The 16,180-nt window shown below is 50.4% G+C and carries 16 protein-coding genes; 9 read left to right on the top strand and 7 right to left on the bottom strand.

Annotated elements, in window-relative coordinates; all coding sequences use genetic code 11:
- Nucleotides 1-53: 53 nt before the first annotated feature.
- Complete coding sequence (locus tag QL223_RS22880) at nt 54-332, bottom strand: pyrimidine/purine nucleoside phosphorylase (RefSeq protein WP_002542010.1); 279 nt, start codon at nt 330-332, stop codon at nt 54-56.
- Between the two features lie 191 nt (nt 333-523).
- On the opposite strand from QL223_RS22880, the gene tpx reads away from it, so the two are divergent.
- Entirely contained in the window at nt 524-1,024 is a 501-nt protein-coding gene (tpx, locus tag QL223_RS22875; RefSeq protein WP_002542012.1) for a thiol peroxidase, read from the top strand.
- Nucleotides 1,025-1,075: 51 nt separating this feature from the next.
- On the opposite strand, the gene zntR is transcribed toward tpx, so the two are convergent.
- Nucleotides 1,076-1,489 (bottom strand): Zn(2+)-responsive transcriptional regulator, encoded by a 414-nt coding sequence (zntR, locus tag QL223_RS22870; RefSeq protein WP_039850570.1) that lies wholly within the window; start codon nt 1,487-1,489, stop codon nt 1,076-1,078.
- Nucleotides 1,490-1,669: 180 nt separating this feature from the next.
- Here zntR and purH point away from each other — a divergent pair, with 180 nt between their 5' ends.
- Together purH and purD are read left to right on the top strand one after the other, a co-directional pair.
- Nucleotides 1,670-3,262 carry a bifunctional phosphoribosylaminoimidazolecarboxamide formyltransferase/IMP cyclohydrolase gene (gene purH, locus QL223_RS22865; RefSeq protein ID WP_039850577.1) on the top strand — a complete coding sequence of 531 codons (1,593 nt, stop codon included), beginning with the start codon at nt 1,670-1,672 and terminating at the stop codon, nt 3,260-3,262.
- Nucleotides 3,263-3,315: 53 nt separating this feature from the next.
- The gene (gene purD, locus QL223_RS22860) at nt 3,316-4,605 is read left to right on the top strand and encodes a phosphoribosylamine--glycine ligase (RefSeq protein ID WP_281546067.1); all 1,290 of its coding nucleotides are present in this window, start codon (nt 3,316-3,318) and stop codon (nt 4,603-4,605) included.
- A 78-nt stretch (nt 4,606-4,683) separates the two neighbouring features.
- On the opposite strand, the gene QL223_RS22855 is transcribed toward purD, so the two are convergent.
- Nucleotides 4,684-5,364 carry a DUF1481 domain-containing protein gene (locus QL223_RS22855; protein WP_281546066.1) on the bottom strand — a complete coding sequence of 227 codons (681 nt, stop codon included), beginning with the start codon at nt 5,362-5,364 and terminating at the stop codon, nt 4,684-4,686.
- A 42-nt stretch (nt 5,365-5,406) separates the two neighbouring features.
- Nucleotides 5,407-5,679, bottom strand: coding sequence for a nucleoid-associated protein HU-alpha (gene hupA, locus QL223_RS22850; protein WP_002542017.1), 273 nt, complete (start codon nt 5,677-5,679; stop codon nt 5,407-5,409).
- A gap of 235 nt (nt 5,680-5,914) precedes the next feature.
- On the opposite strand from hupA, the gene QL223_RS22845 reads away from it, so the two are divergent.
- A complete protein-coding gene (locus tag QL223_RS22845) occupies nt 5,915-7,093 on the top strand; it encodes a hemolysin family protein (protein WP_281546065.1) in 1,179 nt (392 codons plus the stop codon).
- Nucleotides 7,094-7,151: 58 nt separating this feature from the next.
- On the opposite strand, the gene QL223_RS22840 is transcribed toward QL223_RS22845, so the two are convergent.
- Nucleotides 7,152-7,739: a DUF416 family protein gene (locus QL223_RS22840; protein ID WP_046303612.1), complete on the bottom strand. Its 588-nt coding sequence runs from the start codon at nt 7,737-7,739 to the stop codon at nt 7,152-7,154.
- Nucleotides 7,740-7,832: 93 nt separating this feature from the next.
- On the opposite strand from QL223_RS22840, the gene QL223_RS22835 reads away from it, so the two are divergent.
- Nucleotides 7,833-8,738, top strand: a complete 906-nt coding sequence (locus tag QL223_RS22835; protein ID WP_281546064.1) for a D-2-hydroxyacid dehydrogenase — start codon at nt 7,833-7,835, stop codon at nt 8,736-8,738.
- A complete protein-coding gene (locus QL223_RS22830; RefSeq protein ID WP_281546063.1) occupies nt 8,738-9,322 on the top strand; it encodes a uracil-DNA glycosylase family protein in 585 nt (194 codons plus the stop codon). Before QL223_RS22835 ends, QL223_RS22830 begins: the two co-directional genes overlap by 1 nt.
- Nucleotides 9,323-9,688: 366 nt before the next feature.
- Here the strand turns inward: QL223_RS22830 and hemE are convergent, their stop codons facing one another.
- Nucleotides 9,689-10,753, bottom strand: a complete 1,065-nt coding sequence (hemE, locus tag QL223_RS22825; protein WP_002542022.1) for a uroporphyrinogen decarboxylase — start codon at nt 10,751-10,753, stop codon at nt 9,689-9,691.
- 383 nt (nt 10,754-11,136) lie between these two features.
- On the opposite strand from hemE, the gene QL223_RS22820 reads away from it, so the two are divergent.
- From QL223_RS22820 to QL223_RS22810, 3 genes are all read left to right on the top strand, one after another.
- Nucleotides 11,137-12,801, top strand: a complete 1,665-nt coding sequence (locus QL223_RS22820; RefSeq protein WP_281546062.1) for a PQQ-binding-like beta-propeller repeat protein — start codon at nt 11,137-11,139, stop codon at nt 12,799-12,801.
- 12 nt (nt 12,802-12,813) lie between these two features.
- Nucleotides 12,814-13,212 (top strand): cytochrome c, encoded by a 399-nt coding sequence (locus tag QL223_RS22815; RefSeq protein ID WP_052737501.1) that lies wholly within the window; start codon nt 12,814-12,816, stop codon nt 13,210-13,212.
- 92 nt (nt 13,213-13,304) lie between these two features.
- Nucleotides 13,305-14,078 carry a transporter substrate-binding domain-containing protein gene (locus QL223_RS22810; RefSeq protein ID WP_281546061.1) on the top strand — a complete coding sequence of 258 codons (774 nt, stop codon included), beginning with the start codon at nt 13,305-13,307 and terminating at the stop codon, nt 14,076-14,078.
- 7 nt (nt 14,079-14,085) lie between these two features.
- On the opposite strand, the gene QL223_RS22805 is transcribed toward QL223_RS22810, so the two are convergent.
- A complete protein-coding gene (locus tag QL223_RS22805) occupies nt 14,086-15,993 on the bottom strand; it encodes a sigma-54-dependent Fis family transcriptional regulator (RefSeq protein WP_281546060.1) in 1,908 nt (635 codons plus the stop codon).
- Between the last annotated feature and the right edge of the window lie 187 nt (nt 15,994-16,180).

The following is a 16,180-nucleotide window of genomic DNA, read 5'->3' as shown; positions in this document are numbered from 1 at the left end:
CAGAAACAGAAAAAGCGCCGTTTAGGCGCTTTTTGCTTATCATTTGCAGTGAATTACAAGTATTCACAAAGGTATGCGGTCGTTTGCTCTACCTTCACCTGGAAAGACGACTCACCCGGGACTTCGAAGTTATCACCTGAACCGAAGGTTTCCCACTCAATGTGGCCTGGCAGCTTCACTGTCAGTTCACCTTTCACGACATGCATACGCTCAGGTGCCGCAGTACCGAAGGTGTATTCACCGACTTCCATCACGCCCACGCTCAATGGACCTTTGTTTTCAAAGCTGATGGACTTTACGCCACCATCAAAATATTCGTTAACCTTTAACATCTGTTTCCCTACTTTCGTACTCCTGTCGAGTTTCTCCGACGCTACCATACAATTTTCACGTTCCCAAACAAATTTTCCGGGTTACCGGGTCTATTTTCACGTGGCTGAGGTAAGTTGCTTATTTCTCAGTCATACCGTGATAAATCTGGCTATGATTGGCTAAAAGGAAAATTAACTAAAAGGAGAACAAAATGTCTCAAATCCTATTTCAGGGTCAACCAATACCGCTAAATGGCTCGCTCCCCCAAGCTGGCTCAGAAGCTCCTTCGTTTGTACTGACAGCGGGCGATTTGTCAGACCTCACTTTAGACACCTTTCGTGGTAATAAAGTGGTACTGAATATCTTCCCAAGTATCGACACTCCAACGTGCGCAAACAGCGTGCGTAAATTCAATGAAAAAGCCGCCTCACTTGGTAATACCAAGGTCGTTTGTATCTCAGCGGACTTACCTTTTGCTGCCAGTCGATTTTGTGAATTAGAAGGGTTGGAGAATGTGCAGCACGCATCAACCTTCAGAAGTCCATCTTTCATCGAGGACTATGGCTTAGCCATTGCAGAGGGGCCACTTAGAGGGCTATCAGCCCGCGCGGTTGTCGTGCTTAACGAAGGTGGTGTCGTTAAACATGTTGAGCTGGTTAATGAGCTGGCGGATGAGCCTGATTATGATTCAGCGTTGGCCGCGCTAGCTTAACTATATGTAAACAGGGAAAGGAAGAGGCACCTCTTTCTTTCCCTCTCTTAGTTAGCTATCTGAGCCAAGAGCCTCCAAAATCGAACAGTGGCTGGCATCGTCGTCCACATGCCCACAGCAAGCATCATTGAGCTTTTTCAACGCAGCGCGGATCTCAGTCAGCTCAGCGATTTTCTCATCCAGTTCATCAAGTTTTTTCTGGGTAATGCCCTTCACCTCTGCACAGCTGTGTTGGGTCGCCTCTAAACGGATTTCAAGCAGTTCCTGAATCTCTTCCAACGTCAGTCCAATGCGTTTGCCTTTGATAATAAAGTGTACTCGAGACACTGCATCTTCATCATAAAGACGGTAACCACTTTCACTTCGGGATGCTGGCTGCAACAGGCCGACTTTTTCGTAAAACCGCAGCGTATCACCCGACACGCCTGCGCGTTTGGCTAACTGCCCGATTTGTAACATCTTCATAGATCCCTTCTCGCGTATTTTTGTGACAAAACCACAAAAGCAATCGATTGCGTCAATAAATTAGGTTAGAATGTGCGCCGATTCAATCAAGGCTTCGCCGTAGCGGGTATTTGGCAAAGCGGCTCTCACAGCGGCGGTTTTGCCAAATATCCTATCCCCACATTTAAAGAGATGGTAGCAATGGAAAACGCTCGTCCTATTCGTCGCGCATTGATTAGCGTATCTGATAAAACCGGCATTGTAGAATTTGCCAAAGCTCTCGCAGAAAAAGGTGTCGATATCCTGTCGACTGGCGGTACCGCTCGCCTGCTGGCAGAGCAAGGCCTGGCAGTAACTGAAGTGTCTGACTACACCGGTTTTCCTGAGATGATGGATGGGCGCGTGAAAACCCTGCACCCGAAAGTACACGGTGGCATCCTTGGCCGTCGTGAAACAGACGATGCTGTGATGAACGAGCACGGCATTTCACCTATCGACATGGTTGTCGTCAACCTGTACCCATTCGCGGAAACCGTCGCCAAAGAAGGCTGTACGCTGGAAGATGCGGTTGAAAACATCGATATCGGTGGCCCAACCATGGTTCGCTCTGCGGCGAAAAACCACAAAGACGTGACCATCGTGGTGAATGCATCAGATTACGACCGCGTGCTGGCTGAGCTTGATGCCAACAACGGTTCACTGACACTGCAAACCCGTTTTGATCTGGCTATCTCTGCATTTGAACACACGGCTGCTTACGACGGCATGATCGCCAACTACTTCGGTACCATGGTTCCGTCTTATGGCGACAACAAAGAGGGCGACGAGGAGTCGAAATTCCCACGCACCTTCAACCAGCAGTTCATCAAAAAACAGGACATGCGCTACGGCGAGAACAGCCATCAGGCTGCGGCGTTCTACACCGAAGCTAATCCGGAAGAAGCATCTGTCTCTACGGCTACCCAGCTTCAGGGTAAAGCACTGTCTTACAACAATATCGCAGATACCGATGCCGCGCTTGAGTGTGTGAAAGAGTTCATCGAGCCAGCGTGTGTGATTGTTAAGCACGCCAACCCATGTGGTGTGGCACTCGGCGAAAACATCCTTGAAGCATACGACCGTGCTTACAAGACTGATCCAACTTCCGCGTTTGGTGGCATCATCGCGTTTAACCGTGAACTGGATGCGGAAACCGCACAAGCTATTGTTGACCGTCAATTCGTAGAAGTCATCATTGCACCAAGCGTGTCAGACGCAGCGGTAGAAGTGGTTAGCGCGAAGAAGAATGTTCGCCTGCTGGTTTGCGGAGAGTGGAGCACACAGACAACTGGCTTTGATGTGAAACGCGTTAACGGCGGTCTGCTGGTTCAGGACCGTGACCAAGGTATGGTCTCTCTGGATGACCTGAAAGTGGTCTCCAAGCGTCAGCCTTCTGACGAAGAACTGCGTGATGCGCTGTTCTGCTGGAAAGTTGCGAAATACGTGAAATCCAACGCGATTGTTTACGCGAAAGGTAACATGACCATCGGTGTAGGCGCAGGCCAGATGAGCCGCGTTTACTCGGCGAAAATTGCGGGCATCAAAGCCGCTGACGAGAATCTGGAAGTGGCAGGCAGCGTGATGGCGTCTGATGCATTCTTCCCATTCCGCGATGGTATCGATGCAGCAGCAGAAGCCGGCATTACCTGTGTTATCCAGCCAGGCGGTTCAATGCGTGATGACGAAGTGATTGCCGCTGCTGACGAACACGGCATGTCTATGGTCTTCACTGGCATGCGCCACTTCCGCCACTAAGCATTTTTCACAGCCCAGAGTCACTCTGGGCTGCTTTGATTGAAGGATTCAAAATGGACGTATTGGTTATTGGCAGCGGCGGCCGTGAACACGCTCTGGCGTGGAAAGTCGCACAGTCTGCAAAAGTTGAGACCGTTTTTGTCGCGCCGGGCAACGCAGGTACCGCGCTGGAGCCAAAGCTTGAAAATGTCGCCATTGGCGTCGAAGACATCGCAGCGCTGGTCGCTTTTGCTCAGGATAAAAATATCGGCCTGACCATTGTCGGCCCGGAAGCTCCACTTGTGATTGGTGTGGTTGATGCTTTCCGTGAAGCTGGCTTGCCTATCTTCGGCCCAACCGAAGCTGCTGCGCAGCTGGAAGGCTCAAAAGCCTTCACCAAAGACTTCCTCGCCCGTCACCAAATCCCGACAGCGGAATACCAAAACTTTACCGAAATTGATCCAGCACTCGCGTATGTGCGCGAGAAAGGTGCACCTATTGTTGTTAAAGCAGACGGTCTGGCGGCAGGTAAAGGCGTTATCGTTGCGATGACCCTGGAAGAAGCGGAAAACGCGATTCGTGACATGCTGGCAGGCAATGCCTTTGGTGATGCTGGCAGCCGTGTGGTTATCGAGGAGTTCCTTGATGGCGAAGAAGCAAGCTTTATTGTCATGGTTGACGGTGAAAACGTTCTGCCAATGGCCACCAGCCAGGATCACAAGCGTGTCGGTAACGGCGATACAGGCCCGAACACTGGCGGTATGGGCGCGTACAGCCCGGCACCTGTAGTCACAGCTGAAATTCACGATCGCGTGATGAACGAAGTGATTTACCCAACCGTTCGCGGCATGGCGTCAGAAGGCCACCCATACACAGGTTTCCTCTATGCAGGCCTGATGGTGATGGCTGACGGTACACCGAAAGTGATTGAATACAACTGCCGCTTTGGCGACCCAGAAACCCAGCCAATCATGTTGCGTCTGCAATCTGATCTGGTTGAACTTTGCGAAGCTGCGGTAGCCGGTAAGTTGGATACCGTAGAGTCCAAGTGGGACCCACGCGCATCCATCGGTGTTGTGCTGGCAGCGGGCGGCTACCCTGCGTCTTACAACAAGGGCGATGTCATTTCTGGCTTGCCAACCACTGAGCTGGATGCTGCGAAAGTGTTCCATGCCGGTACCGCAGAAAAAGACGGTAATGTTGTGACTGCTGGCGGTCGCGTGCTATGTGCGACTGCGATGGGTGACACTGTTTCAGAAGCGCAAAAACGTGCTTACGAGCTGGCATCACAAATCAGTTGGAATGGTATGTTCCACCGTGATGACATTGGCTACCGTGCGATTGCACGTGAGCAGGGTGAGTAATCCCTCAAGCTAAAATGCTGTACTAAAACGTCAAAACGCGCCAATCGGCGCGTTTTTTCTTTCTGGGAGAAGCAAACTTTAGAATTCCGGTCTTTCGAAACAATCAGCACTGTCGTTATCCAGCACGATAATGGTTTCTGCCGTATTGGTGTTACGGCCGACTTTGCCGACAGCTGCGATGAAATTATCTTCTTTCTTCAGCCTGTGAAGAATGTAATCTGGAAACTCTGCACTGAACTTCAATGTCTTTACTTCACCAGAACCACACTCTTCAAACACTCCTTCATTCCAGTAACCTTGGAAGAAGCTTTTGTTGTTCTTTCCTAGCGCCTTAGCGGTTTCTAAGGCCTTTTCTGCTTGCTGGTAATACCTTATCAGCTCAGTGCTACGTATTGGCAGCAAAGCGCCATCGAGGCGATATTGCTGATACACCGCTTGCCCCTCAGAGTCATAGCGGATCAGAATCGACTGATGCTTTAGCTCACCATCAATCAAAGCATTCCCTTCGCGCTGAATCTCACGCACGACACCTTTGCGCCAGCGGTATTCAGATGAATACTGACCATAGTCACCCATCATCACTGTTTCAGTGAGGGTTTCGGGAAAGCGTTGACGTTCATCAAGCCAGAAAATACTCGTGGCATCACCCTGCACAGAGGCAGTGACGGTTTGAACAGGAGGTTGGATTTTCTCTGTCGAGCTACAGCCCGCCAAAGTAAGAATAAGAGATGAAACGAGGAGAGACGCTTTAACGCGCATAAATATCCGCCAAAACAAAAAATTGCTTTGGCGGAGTATAACTTACTTAACTGCGTCTTTAAGCGCTTTGCCCGCAACAAACGCAGGAACGTTTGCAGCTGCAATTTGGATTTCCTGACCAGTTTGTGGGTTACGGCCAGTGCGCGCAGCACGGTGGTTAACTTTAAACGTACCGAAACCGATCAGTTGAACCTGGTCACCGTCTTTCAGTGCACCTTCGATACCCGCCAGAGTTGCTTCCAGTGCAGCTTTAGCTTGTGCTTTAGACAGGTCTGCTTTTTCAGCAATCAGGTCGATCAAGTTGGTCTTGTTCATTAGGTCTTCCCTTCTTAGGTTTTCTTGAGACAAGTGAACTCTAATTCAAAAGAAGCCCAGCTGGCAAAGGTTTGTGGCGCTACAAGTGACTGTATGCAGAGTCTTTAACCACAAACTGAGCGCATCCTCACAAAATATTGGGTATATTTTGACGGCAACTCTTGTATTTACTGCCCTCAGACCCGATCTTTGGCGCTACTATTGGTTCTGTTTATTACATTTACGCTGGAAAAAGATGATCCTGCTATTCATGTTTGTGGCACTTTCTATTGGTGTCTCATTTATCTGTTCGGTGCTCGAAGCGGTGCTTTTGAGTATTACCCCGAGTTATCTCGCCCAAATGCGACAGCAAGGTCACCCGGCTGCCGGACGTCTGTCTTCGTTGAAAGATGATATCGACCGTCCTTTGGCTTCTATTCTGACCCTGAACACCATCGCTCACACCGTAGGTGCAGCAGCATCCGGTGCACAAGCGGCAAAAGTCTTCGGTGATGCCTGGTTAGGCGTGTTCTCCGGCGTGCTTACGCTAGCGATTCTGGTGTTGTCTGAAATCGTGCCAAAAACCATTGGTGCAACCTACTGGCGTCAACTGGCGCCGGGCGCAGCCACCGTGCTTCGTTGGATGGTATGGGCATTGACCCCTTTCGTTTGGGCTTCGGAGCAACTGACCCGTCGACTGGCGCACGGTAAAGAGCAGCCAAAGCTGCGTGATGAAATTTCTGCCATGGCGATGCTGGCGAAAGAAAGCGGCGAGTTGGAAGACGACGAGTCAACCATGCTGACTAACTTGCTGAGTCTTCGCGACGTACCGGTAACCAAACTGATGACACCGCGCCCTGTGCTGTTCCGTGTTGATGCCACCATGACCATTGAGGACTTCCTGCGTGAGCACCACGACACGCCGTTCTCCCGTCCGCTGGTTTACGCAGAGTCACGTGACAATATTCTGGGCTTTGTTCACCGTCTTGAACTGTTCTCCGCCAGCCAGCACGGTAAAGGTCAGAAGCAACTTGGCAGCCTGATGCGCCCAATCCCAGTGGTTCATGATTCCACTATCGTGCCGAAAGCTTTTGACCGTCTAATGGCACAGCGCTCTCAACTGGCGTTGATTGTTGACGAGTATGGCGACGTTCAAGGCATCATCACGCTGGAAGATATCTTCGAACACCTTATGGGCAAAGAAATCATGGATGAGGCCGACAAGACTTCAAACATGCAGGCATTAGCCCATGAACGCTGGGAAGACTGGAAAGAAGCCCACGGCGTGATTGAAAGCAAAGATGATGACGAAGAAGAAGCGGATAAAGCGGCGGAAGAGTCAGCAGAAGCCTCAGAAAAAGAAGAGGCCTCTCAAAAGAACACCGAGGACGGGAAATCGACTTCGCTGAACGATGAAGAGAAAACCTCAAAGTAATCGTCACCAAAAGAAAACGGGCCATCAGGCCCGTTTTTTTTATCAGTGCCATGCTGGCTTAGAGTGATAAACCGAGGTTACTCACGCCTTCTTCACGCAGTTCATTGCGAATGCCGCGAATCATCTCAACATCGCGCTCTTCCGCTTCTTTCAGTGCACGGAAGATAGCCCACTGCATGTCCCACTCGGCACACACAGACTCAATCTCTTTCTGGTTTTCGTTCGTCACTTCAACGCCGGTTTGCGCTTCTTCAAGCTGCGCCACACTTGCCACCGATTGCTGGCTGACTTTCAGCACAGATTCCAGCAGCAGGTCGCGGTCCAGCAGCGTATGGATCAGCGTCGACATCGACACACAGGCATCAATCGCTGGGTAAACCAGATAAATATCGAATTCTTCCGTGGTCGGGATCAGCTCTTCCAACTTCTCCAGTTGACGCTCAAAGTTGATTTTGGCGTTCTTAACCGTCAGCACTTCCCATACTGCATCCAAAAGCTGGCGGAATGCCTGAGGCTCCGCAAACTCTGTTTGTTGGCAAAAAGCCGCGTAGTTGGGATACATGCGCTCCACCAGCGCCGTCATAAAAGTGATATGCTGCCATGAGTCGAGTTTTTCGAGTCGCAGCTGGATCGGATTCTGTAACATGGTCTGCCGTCTACAGTGATTGCCGACGTGTAATGCCGGATAGGATTTCCGCGCAAGTGTACTTTATATACTGCAATAGCAAAAGGAACAGATTTGAACCATCTTTATCTTTGCTCAGCCCAACAAAAACGTTATCTGGCGTTATTGGAAGACGCCGCCCTACCCAATCTGCAAATCACCGAAGATATCAGCAAAGCCAATATCATCCTCGCAGACCCGCCTAAATTCGCCCCGAAGCTTGAAAAGGCAGAGAACCTTCAGTGGTTACAGTCGACCTTTGCAGGTTGTGATGCCCTGCTGGCCAAAGCAAGAAGTGACTATCAACTTACCAATGTGCGTGGGATTTTCGGCCCCTTGATGTCGGAGTATGTTATCGGTCAGCTTCTGACATTAACCCGCCATTTTGCCCATTACCGCGATGCGCAGCTGGAAAGCAAATGGTCACCAGTGCCTTATCAGGGCCTGACCGGAAAATGTATGGTGATACTTGGGACAGGCTCGATTGGTACGCATGTTGCTAAAACCGCACGTTATTTTGGGATGCAGGTGATGGGTGTGAGCCGCTCCGGAAGAGCCTTAGAAGGGTTTGATAAGATCATCACCAACGCCGACATGACAGAGGCTTTTGCCAAGGCCGATGTGATTGTCTCAGTCTTGCCTTCGACGCCGGAAACCAAAGGCTTACTCAACCGGGATACGCTGTCTGCTTGCAAACAAGCCATTCTGTTTAACGTTGGCCGTGGGCCTGTGCTGGAAGAAGAAGGTCTCCTCGACGCTATCAAAGATGGAAATATCCAACATGCGGTGTTGGATGTATTCAGCAAAGAGCCGCTCGCACCTAAGCACCCGTTTTGGACACATCCATCTATCACGGTCACGCCCCATATTTCAGCCGAAAGCTTCCCGGAACAAGTGTTTGGCATTTTCGTCGACAACTACACACGCTGGCTAAATGGCGAGCCATTAAACTATCAAATGGACTTCACGTTGGGGTATTGATGACAAACACGCCTTTAGGAATCTTGTTGAAAGAGGTGCAAGAGTGCCACCACTGCGAAGCCCATTTACCATTGGGTCCGCGTCCTGTGGTGCAGGCTGAGTCTTCAGCAAGGTTACTCATTATCGGTCAGGCACCGGGAACCCGCGTGCATGAAACGGGGATTCCGTGGAATGACCCCAGCGGTGATCGACTGCGTGAATGGCTTCAGATGGATAAAGAAAGATTCTATGACCCTGCTCAGGTCGCCATCATGCCGATGGGTTTTTGCTATCCGGGTCGAGGTAATTCTGGCGATCTGCCGCCAAGACCCGAGTGCGCACCCAAGTGGCACGCTGCGATTAAATCCCATCTTCCCAATGTCGAATTGACCCTTTTGATTGGCGATTATGCACAGCGCTATTATCTGGAAGGGAAACCTAAAACCCTGACTGAAACGGTGAAAGCCAACACTAACTGGTCACCGGATTTTATCGCGCTACCCCACCCTTCTCCCCGCAATAATCTGTGGCTGAGGAAAAATCCGTGGTTTGAAGCGGAGATCCTGCCCATCTTGAGAAAACGCATTGATCAGCTTTTCTTATGACAATCAGCTTTTTTCTGAACACCAAATAATGTTAAACAACTTATGACTTTTAATTGATTGATTTTTAAATCATTAACTGGAGCGTACAGCTTTGCGAGGAATTTTCCCGGTGAAGCTTTTCGATGCAATTTCGGTTAAATAACCAAAAATTTTCATCCATCAACAACTTGATCAGCATTTAACAAGTCAAACAGCTTTAACCTGTACATCATTTTTCAAATGAAAGAGTGAACAATCTAATTATCTGTTTTTAAATGAAATAAACATTATGTACAGCTTTCTCGGGAAAATTTCCGACGAACCCTGTACAAGACGGCAGAAACGAAAAAGGCCAGCATATGCTGGCCTCAATAAACGTAAACTTTGTTACTTGTGGTAAGGCTTGGAAAGCTCGTGTACCGCATCCACAAACACACCTGCATTTTCAGGCGGCACATCCAAGTGAATGCCGTGACCCAAGTTGAACACATGGCCAGTGCCGTTGCCGAAACCTTCCAGAATCGTCGCCACTTCCTGGCGGATGCGCTCTGGTGACGCGTAAAGCATGGATGGGTCCATGTTGCCTTGCAGCGCCACTTTGTCACCGATGCGACGTTTGGCATCTGCCATATCAATGGTCCAGTCCAGACCCACACCATCACAGCCTGTTGCTGCGATTTTCTCCAGCCACATCCCGCCGTTTTTGGTGAACAGGGTGACTGGTACGCGACGGCCATCGTTTTCACGGATCAGGCCATCAACAATCTTGTGCATGTATTGCAGCGAGAAGTCGTTGTAATCACGTGGGGTCAGCACACCGCCCCAAGTATCAAAGACCATTACTGACTGTGCACCCGCTTTAATTTGCGCGTTCAGGTACTCAATCACGCTGTCTGCCAGCTTATCCAGCAGCAGGTGAAGGGTTTGTGGCTCGGCGTACATCATCTTTTTGATTTTGGTGAAAGCTTTAGAGCTACCGCCTTCAACCATATAAGTCGCCAATGTCCAAGGGCTGCCAGAGAAACCAATCAGTGGCACTTTACCTTCCAGACCTTTACGGATAGTGCGCACTGCATTCATCACGTATTGCAGTTCACCTTCCGGATCTGGCAGACCGATTTTTTCTACGTCAGCTTTACAGGTGATTGGGCGCTCGAATTTCGGGCCTTCGCCAGTTTCGAAGTAAAGGCCCAGACCCATCGCATCTGGAATGGTCAGAATATCGGAGAACAGGATAGCCGCGTCCAGATCGTAACGACGCAGCGGCTGAAGGGTCACTTCACACGCCAGCTCAGCATTTTTACACAATGACATAAAGTCGCCAGCTTCCGCGCGGGTTGCCTTGTACTCAGGCAGATAGCGGCCAGCCTGACGCATCATCCATACCGGTGTGTAATCTACCGGTTCCTTCAACAGCGCACGCAAATAGCGGTCATTCTTTAGTTCTGTCATTGTCTACATCCTGCAAATTTGGTGGCGGTATTGTACCACCCTCGGAGGACAACAAAAGACACCCTTTGTGGAGGCGATCATAAATATTGTCTCTAGTGATACCGTACATTTGCCGGATCTTTAATGACATGTTAAATATTTGCACAAATAACAAAATGTCTGACAGACACTACCCATAATCGCATCTTACCCCCGCCTCCCTACGGCGGGTTTTTTTTGCCTGTTACCCCCTTCCCTGTTGCGACACCTGAAGCGCGACACCTGTTGCACTTTGCTTCATCACCCTGACTAAGCAACCAATTAACCGATTGATTTAAAACAACACTCATATTGGCACTCTACTTGCGATAGGCGACCAAACCCATTGCAAAGGATGCAAAGTGATGACAAAAAATGCCACCTACTCATATTGGCTTGCTCTCCCCCTGCTATTCCTACTGGCCATTTATTTTATTCCACCGGCTAACGCTGCAACATCAGACAGCGACTGGCCAAAATACCATCGACTGGATAATGGCTGGCGATACAGCCCTTTGTCAGACATCAATAAAGCCAATGTGGACAAACTCAAGGTGGCATGGATTCACCAGCCCGGGGACATTCAACATGGCTTACAGGCCACCCCTATTGTCCTTGATGGTGTCATTTATTACGTGGCAGCCAATAACAATGTCTATGCCGTGGATGGCGAAACAGGCGAAACACTGTGGCACTACCAGCCTGAACTCGACCCTATTGTGACCCGGGTGTTTTATCAAGCCGCCAGCCGCGGTGTGACGGTAGGGCATGGCATGGTTTATCTTGGCACTCTGGATGGACGTTTTATCGCCCTCAACCAGAAAACGGGTAAGCCCGTCTGGAAGCGCAAAATTACGGACCTAAAATCCTGCTACGGTTGCCTGTTTTCATCACCACCACAACTGGCGGGCGAGGTGCTGTATGGCGGAACAACAGGCGGCGACCAGCCTCAGCGGGGAAAAATTTATGCGGTCAATGCCCTTAACGGCCAACCGATTTGGGAGTTTGACACCATCAGTGATGATCCTGAAAGCTGGCCGGGCGACACAGGGAATGTCGGAGGCGGCGGAGCGTGGATGCCGGGTGTGTACGACGAGAAAACCGACCTCATCCATATTGGAACCTCCAACGCTGCCCCGGATTTTTTTGGTGAAGTGCGCAAAGGCGACAACAAATACACTGCATCCTTACTGGCGATTGAAGCCAAGACCGGGAAGTTGAAATGGTTCTTTCAGGAGGTTCCCCACGATGTCTGGGACTATGACTCGGCGTATGAAATTGTCACCATTGAACACGAAAACCGGGATGTCATTTTCCATCTCAACAAAGGAGGATTCGTTTACGTTCTGGATAAAAAGACTGGCAAGCCTATTAATATCTGGCCCCTTTCACAAACCTACAACTGGGTCGAATCAGTCAATCCAAAAACCGGAGAGTTGATAGGTCGCAACGAGCCTAAACTGGGTGAAGAAAAAGTTCTCTGCCCTTACCTTCTCGGTGCGCGCAGTTGGAACCACGGAGCCTATAGTCCGAAAACTGGGCTCTGGTATACCAATGCAATGGAAGTCTGTAACAAGATCATCGCCGCAGAGCAAAATCCCGAGAAAATTGGCATATCAGGTCTCTATCTAGGTGTTTCCCTGCTGGAAGCCGTAGCCCCACCGAATCAAAAAGCCAGTGCCCGACTCGATGCCCGCGACCCCATCACGGGTGAAGTCCGTTGGAGTGTTAATTATCCCATTCCTGGTTTAGGCAGTGTTTTAGCCACTGCAGGCGGGTTGGTTTTTAACGGAGATGTGTTTGGCAAAGTGTTCGCTTATGACGCTGCTAACGGTGATGAGTTGTGGTCTTTCAACACAGGGTCTGGTATTCGCTCAGGGATAATCAGTTACGGAAAAAATGGAAAACAATATCTACTCGTGCCAAGTGGCTTTGGCTCCCACGCCCCAGGCTTTATGGCAAGTGCGTTTCCTGAAGTCTCCGGCCTGCCCGGCGGGGCGGCGCTCATCGCATTCAGCATCGACAAATAAGGAGAATTTGCGATGAATAGGCCATTTACTTCCAACGCTCTAGGGCAATGTTTAGCAGTGATAGGACTGGTATTGATGCTGCTCCTATCCAATGAAGCAATTGCTGTCGCCGTACCAATCACACAGGAATCACCACTAAACATCCCCACCTCTCCTGCCGAAATAAAGCAGGGAGAAATCCGCTTCTACCAGAATTGTGCCTACTGCCATGGCGCAAAAGGAATTGGCGGGAAGTCTAAAAAGCTGCAATGCCGTGACTTTGAGGGTGATTACCTGTTTGACACCATTTCAAATGGGCTCCGAAGGGGCAGCCAGTTCATGCCCCCTTGGGGCGATACGTTTTCTGAGTCTGAACGGCTGGAGCTGGTCGCGTATATTCTTTCACTTCGCACTCTTGAGACCTGCCTGTGAGTCCTGAATCTAGAAAGCATTTTGTTTGGCTGATAATAAGTGGGCTATGGGCGATATCGCCCATAGCCCGTCCTTTTTCCCTTCAGGAGTCAGTGCAGCAAGCAGGGCTCCTTACCGTCTGTGCCTCCCGTGAGGCTCTCCCCCTTTCTGGCGAAGACAGCCCCAAAGGCGCATTCATTGAGATTGCCGAAGCGGTGGCCAAAGCATGGCATGTATCCCTGTCCGTCGAATGGATCTGGGCAAGGTATCAGATACGAAAGTCCGACTGCCAATTGATACTCGGCGTTGCGCTGGCACAAAATCCACAAACCCATGCCCGCTTTGCCCCAGCGCTACTTGAGCATAATCTTGTTTGGGTGCAGGCTGTCCCGAACTCCTATGAACTTGCTTCACTCCCAGACAACCTGCGAGTTGCAGTCTCTTCAGGGTCAGCCGCCCACCGGAAAATGCTGGAGCATCTGCCAAACAGTCAACTCAGGGTAGGATTCGGCAATGACCAAGATATGCTGAGCGCAGTTATGGCTGGTAACGTGGATATGGCTATCGTCTCGAATCTCTCGTTTTCATGGTTTATCCACCAGTTGGCCAATAATAAGGAGCGGTTACGCGCTTCGCCATTTCCTGATACTGAGCAGGTCATTTCCTATCCCATGACCATAAGTATCCGCCATGCTGACTCGCTGGACGAGTCGGATGTTCGTGAAGTGCTAGAGAATTTGGAAGAAAGTGGCACGCTAACCGAGATTTTAAGCCAGTATGGTCTGACATTGAGCCCAAGGTTTTCAGACGCCGATGCCAGCCTCCCCCGCCAATATCAGGAACCTATTGGGAAGTCGCCTCGCCACAACATCATTACTGGTCAATAACGTTGAATTAGCGTTTCCCTTGCGGTTGGTAGTGACGCCCGATGCTCTCTTTTTTCATCCTGCGATGGATGGTGGATCGATCCACTCCCAAAGCACGGGCAGTTTCTGAAATGTTCCAGTTGTAGGCTTCCAGTGTTGCCAACAGCTCTTGCGTGACGGAGGAAACACACTGTGGCCGCCCTAACCCTGTTTTAATCTCTTCGGGTAAATGCTCTGGCTGGATTTCACCCTCAACACAAAATGCCAACGCGAAGCGGAGCGTATTCTCTAGCTCCCTGATATTGCCCGGCCACGAGTACTTTTCAAGCAGATCGCCCGCCAGTGTTGAAACGTGTACTGGCTTATCTGTCAGTCCCGTTAGAATCTGTCCCGCCAACCACAATATATCCGAGCGCTCGCGCAGGGCGGGAATTGTAAGGGTCGCTCCGTTGATGCGATAGAAAAGGTCTTCCCTAAAACTGCCATTACTTACCAGATCTGGCAAAGCTTTATGAGTAGCTGCAAGCACCCGGAATGACACAGGGATCGCTTTGGTCGCTCCCACTGGAAGCAACTCTCTTTCGGCGAGAACCCTGAGTAACCTTGCCTGAAGCGACAAGGGCATATCCCCAATTTCATCCAAAAACAGGGTGCCGTTGTTGGCCTGCTCAATCAGCCCTCTTTTGCCTTTGCTGCGCGCGCCGGTAAAGGCACCGTCTGCATAACCAAAGAGCTCGCTTTCAATCAGACTTTCGGGGATCGCTGCACAATTGATGGCAATGAAAGGGCCGGATTTGCGTGACGAACTCTCATGAATGGCTTTAGCCAAAAACTCCTTCCCTGTGCCGGTTTCCCCGTTCAGCAGAAGTGGCAAATCCGACATTGATAGCGTGGTCGCTTTGATTGCCAAATCCGCCATCTTGGCATCATCACCATAAAGCGATGCCAAACTGCCACTCACGACTTTTTTGCGCCGCTGTATTGAAGAAGGCTGCGGGGCTATAGCATGGGCAAACCACAAATCACCATGAATGGTGGCCAGCAACCTTTCTTCCGTGGGAAGTGCACGGCTGAGCGCGGGAAGCTCATTGATATCGAGATTGAAAAAGTCCGACAGCAAGCAGCCTAGTATTGCGTGTGGTTGCCGCCAGTCATTGCCTTTAATCCGCGAAAGCAGGCGTTGGGTACTATGTGTCATCCCAATAATCCGGCCTTCCGCATCCACCGCCATCGCGCATTCAGGGTCGACATCCAAAAACGCCGGAGATTGACTGAGCCGGATTATCCAGTCCCGCCTGAAGGTATTCATCAACGACGCCATCTCGATGCGACGCGTGCAGGAAGTGACAAGTTGCAAGGTCAATGCCTGGCTGGCTTTGGGCTCAGGGCTTTGGAGCGCAGAGATATCGAGCACAGCAGCAAGTGAACCGTCTACATCGTAAATCGGCGCAGCCGTGCAGGAGAGTGGCGAATGCGTGGCATCAAAGTGATCGCTCTGGTGCACCGTCAACGCTTCCCCGGTGTAGATACAGGAGCCCACACCACAGGTTCCTGCCCGCGCTTCAGACCACTCTGCCCCAAGGTAAAGCCCGGCTTTTTTGAGCTCCCAAGTGAGCGATGCATCACCCTGATAATCGACAGTGACTCCCTCAGCATCGGTCAGCATCAACACATAACCATGATCAGCGACCTGGTGATACAAGGCATCGAGTCCGTATTTTGCCGTGCGAATAAGCTTATCTAGCCGTTCCCTATGCTCCTTGAGCTGGGTATGGGGAACAATATATGCCTCCTGCATCACCACAGGATCAAGGTGATAATCGTCGATACACCGTGTCCAAGACGTGGCAATGACATCGTCACGGGATGTTTGACTCCCTTCAATAACGCTTTGCACTTCCTTGATGTGTTCACTGACTCGCATAGTGACTGCCATATGCTACCGCTCCTGTCATTTGGTTAATTATTAACCAACAACAAAACAGTCATACAACTCTGTACAACGATAAAGCCGACTTTCCTGCTCCGATTTCTCACTCACAACACAGAATTTATTTCCCTGTGACATTCACTACCTGATAACGCCACACCTGTTGCACGCCGAGGCATCAGTGCCACACATC

Source organism: Grimontia sp. SpTr1, assembly GCF_947387585.1.
GTDB classification, from domain to species: Bacteria; Pseudomonadota; Gammaproteobacteria; order Enterobacterales; family Vibrionaceae; genus Enterovibrio; species Enterovibrio indicus.
The sequence above is the reverse complement of the archived record's forward strand: the minus strand, read 5'-3'. Positions and strand labels throughout refer to the sequence as shown.

What these genes read in the sequence shown, in the direction of transcription:
- QL223_RS22880 (WP_002542010.1), bottom strand. Translation starts at nt 332, where the DNA reads ATGTTAAAGGTTAACGAATATTTTGATGGTGGCGTAAAGTCCATCAGC.
- tpx (WP_002542012.1), top strand. Translation starts at nt 524, where the DNA reads ATGTCTCAAATCCTATTTCAGGGTCAACCAATACCGCTAAATGGCTCG.
- zntR (WP_039850570.1), bottom strand. Translation starts at nt 1,489, where the DNA reads ATGAAGATGTTACAAATCGGGCAGTTAGCCAAACGCGCAGGCGTGTCG.
- purH (WP_039850577.1), top strand. Translation starts at nt 1,670, where the DNA reads ATGGAAAACGCTCGTCCTATTCGTCGCGCATTGATTAGCGTATCTGAT.
- purD (WP_281546067.1), top strand. Translation starts at nt 3,316, where the DNA reads ATGGACGTATTGGTTATTGGCAGCGGCGGCCGTGAACACGCTCTGGCG.
- QL223_RS22855 (WP_281546066.1), bottom strand. Translation starts at nt 5,364, where the DNA reads ATGCGCGTTAAAGCGTCTCTCCTCGTTTCATCTCTTATTCTTACTTTG.
- hupA (WP_002542017.1), bottom strand. Translation starts at nt 5,679, where the DNA reads ATGAACAAGACCAACTTGATCGACCTGATTGCTGAAAAAGCAGACCTG.
- QL223_RS22845 (WP_281546065.1), top strand. Translation starts at nt 5,915, where the DNA reads ATGATCCTGCTATTCATGTTTGTGGCACTTTCTATTGGTGTCTCATTT.
- QL223_RS22840 (WP_046303612.1), bottom strand. Translation starts at nt 7,739, where the DNA reads ATGTTACAGAATCCGATCCAGCTGCGACTCGAAAAACTCGACTCATGG.
- QL223_RS22830 (WP_281546063.1), top strand. Translation starts at nt 8,738, where the DNA reads ATGACAAACACGCCTTTAGGAATCTTGTTGAAAGAGGTGCAAGAGTGC.
- hemE (WP_002542022.1), bottom strand. Translation starts at nt 10,753, where the DNA reads ATGACAGAACTAAAGAATGACCGCTATTTGCGTGCGCTGTTGAAGGAA.
- QL223_RS22820 (WP_281546062.1), top strand. Translation starts at nt 11,137, where the DNA reads ATGACAAAAAATGCCACCTACTCATATTGGCTTGCTCTCCCCCTGCTA.
- QL223_RS22815 (WP_052737501.1), top strand. Translation starts at nt 12,814, where the DNA reads ATGAATAGGCCATTTACTTCCAACGCTCTAGGGCAATGTTTAGCAGTG.
- QL223_RS22805 (WP_281546060.1), bottom strand. Translation starts at nt 15,993, where the DNA reads ATGGCAGTCACTATGCGAGTCAGTGAACACATCAAGGAAGTGCAAAGC.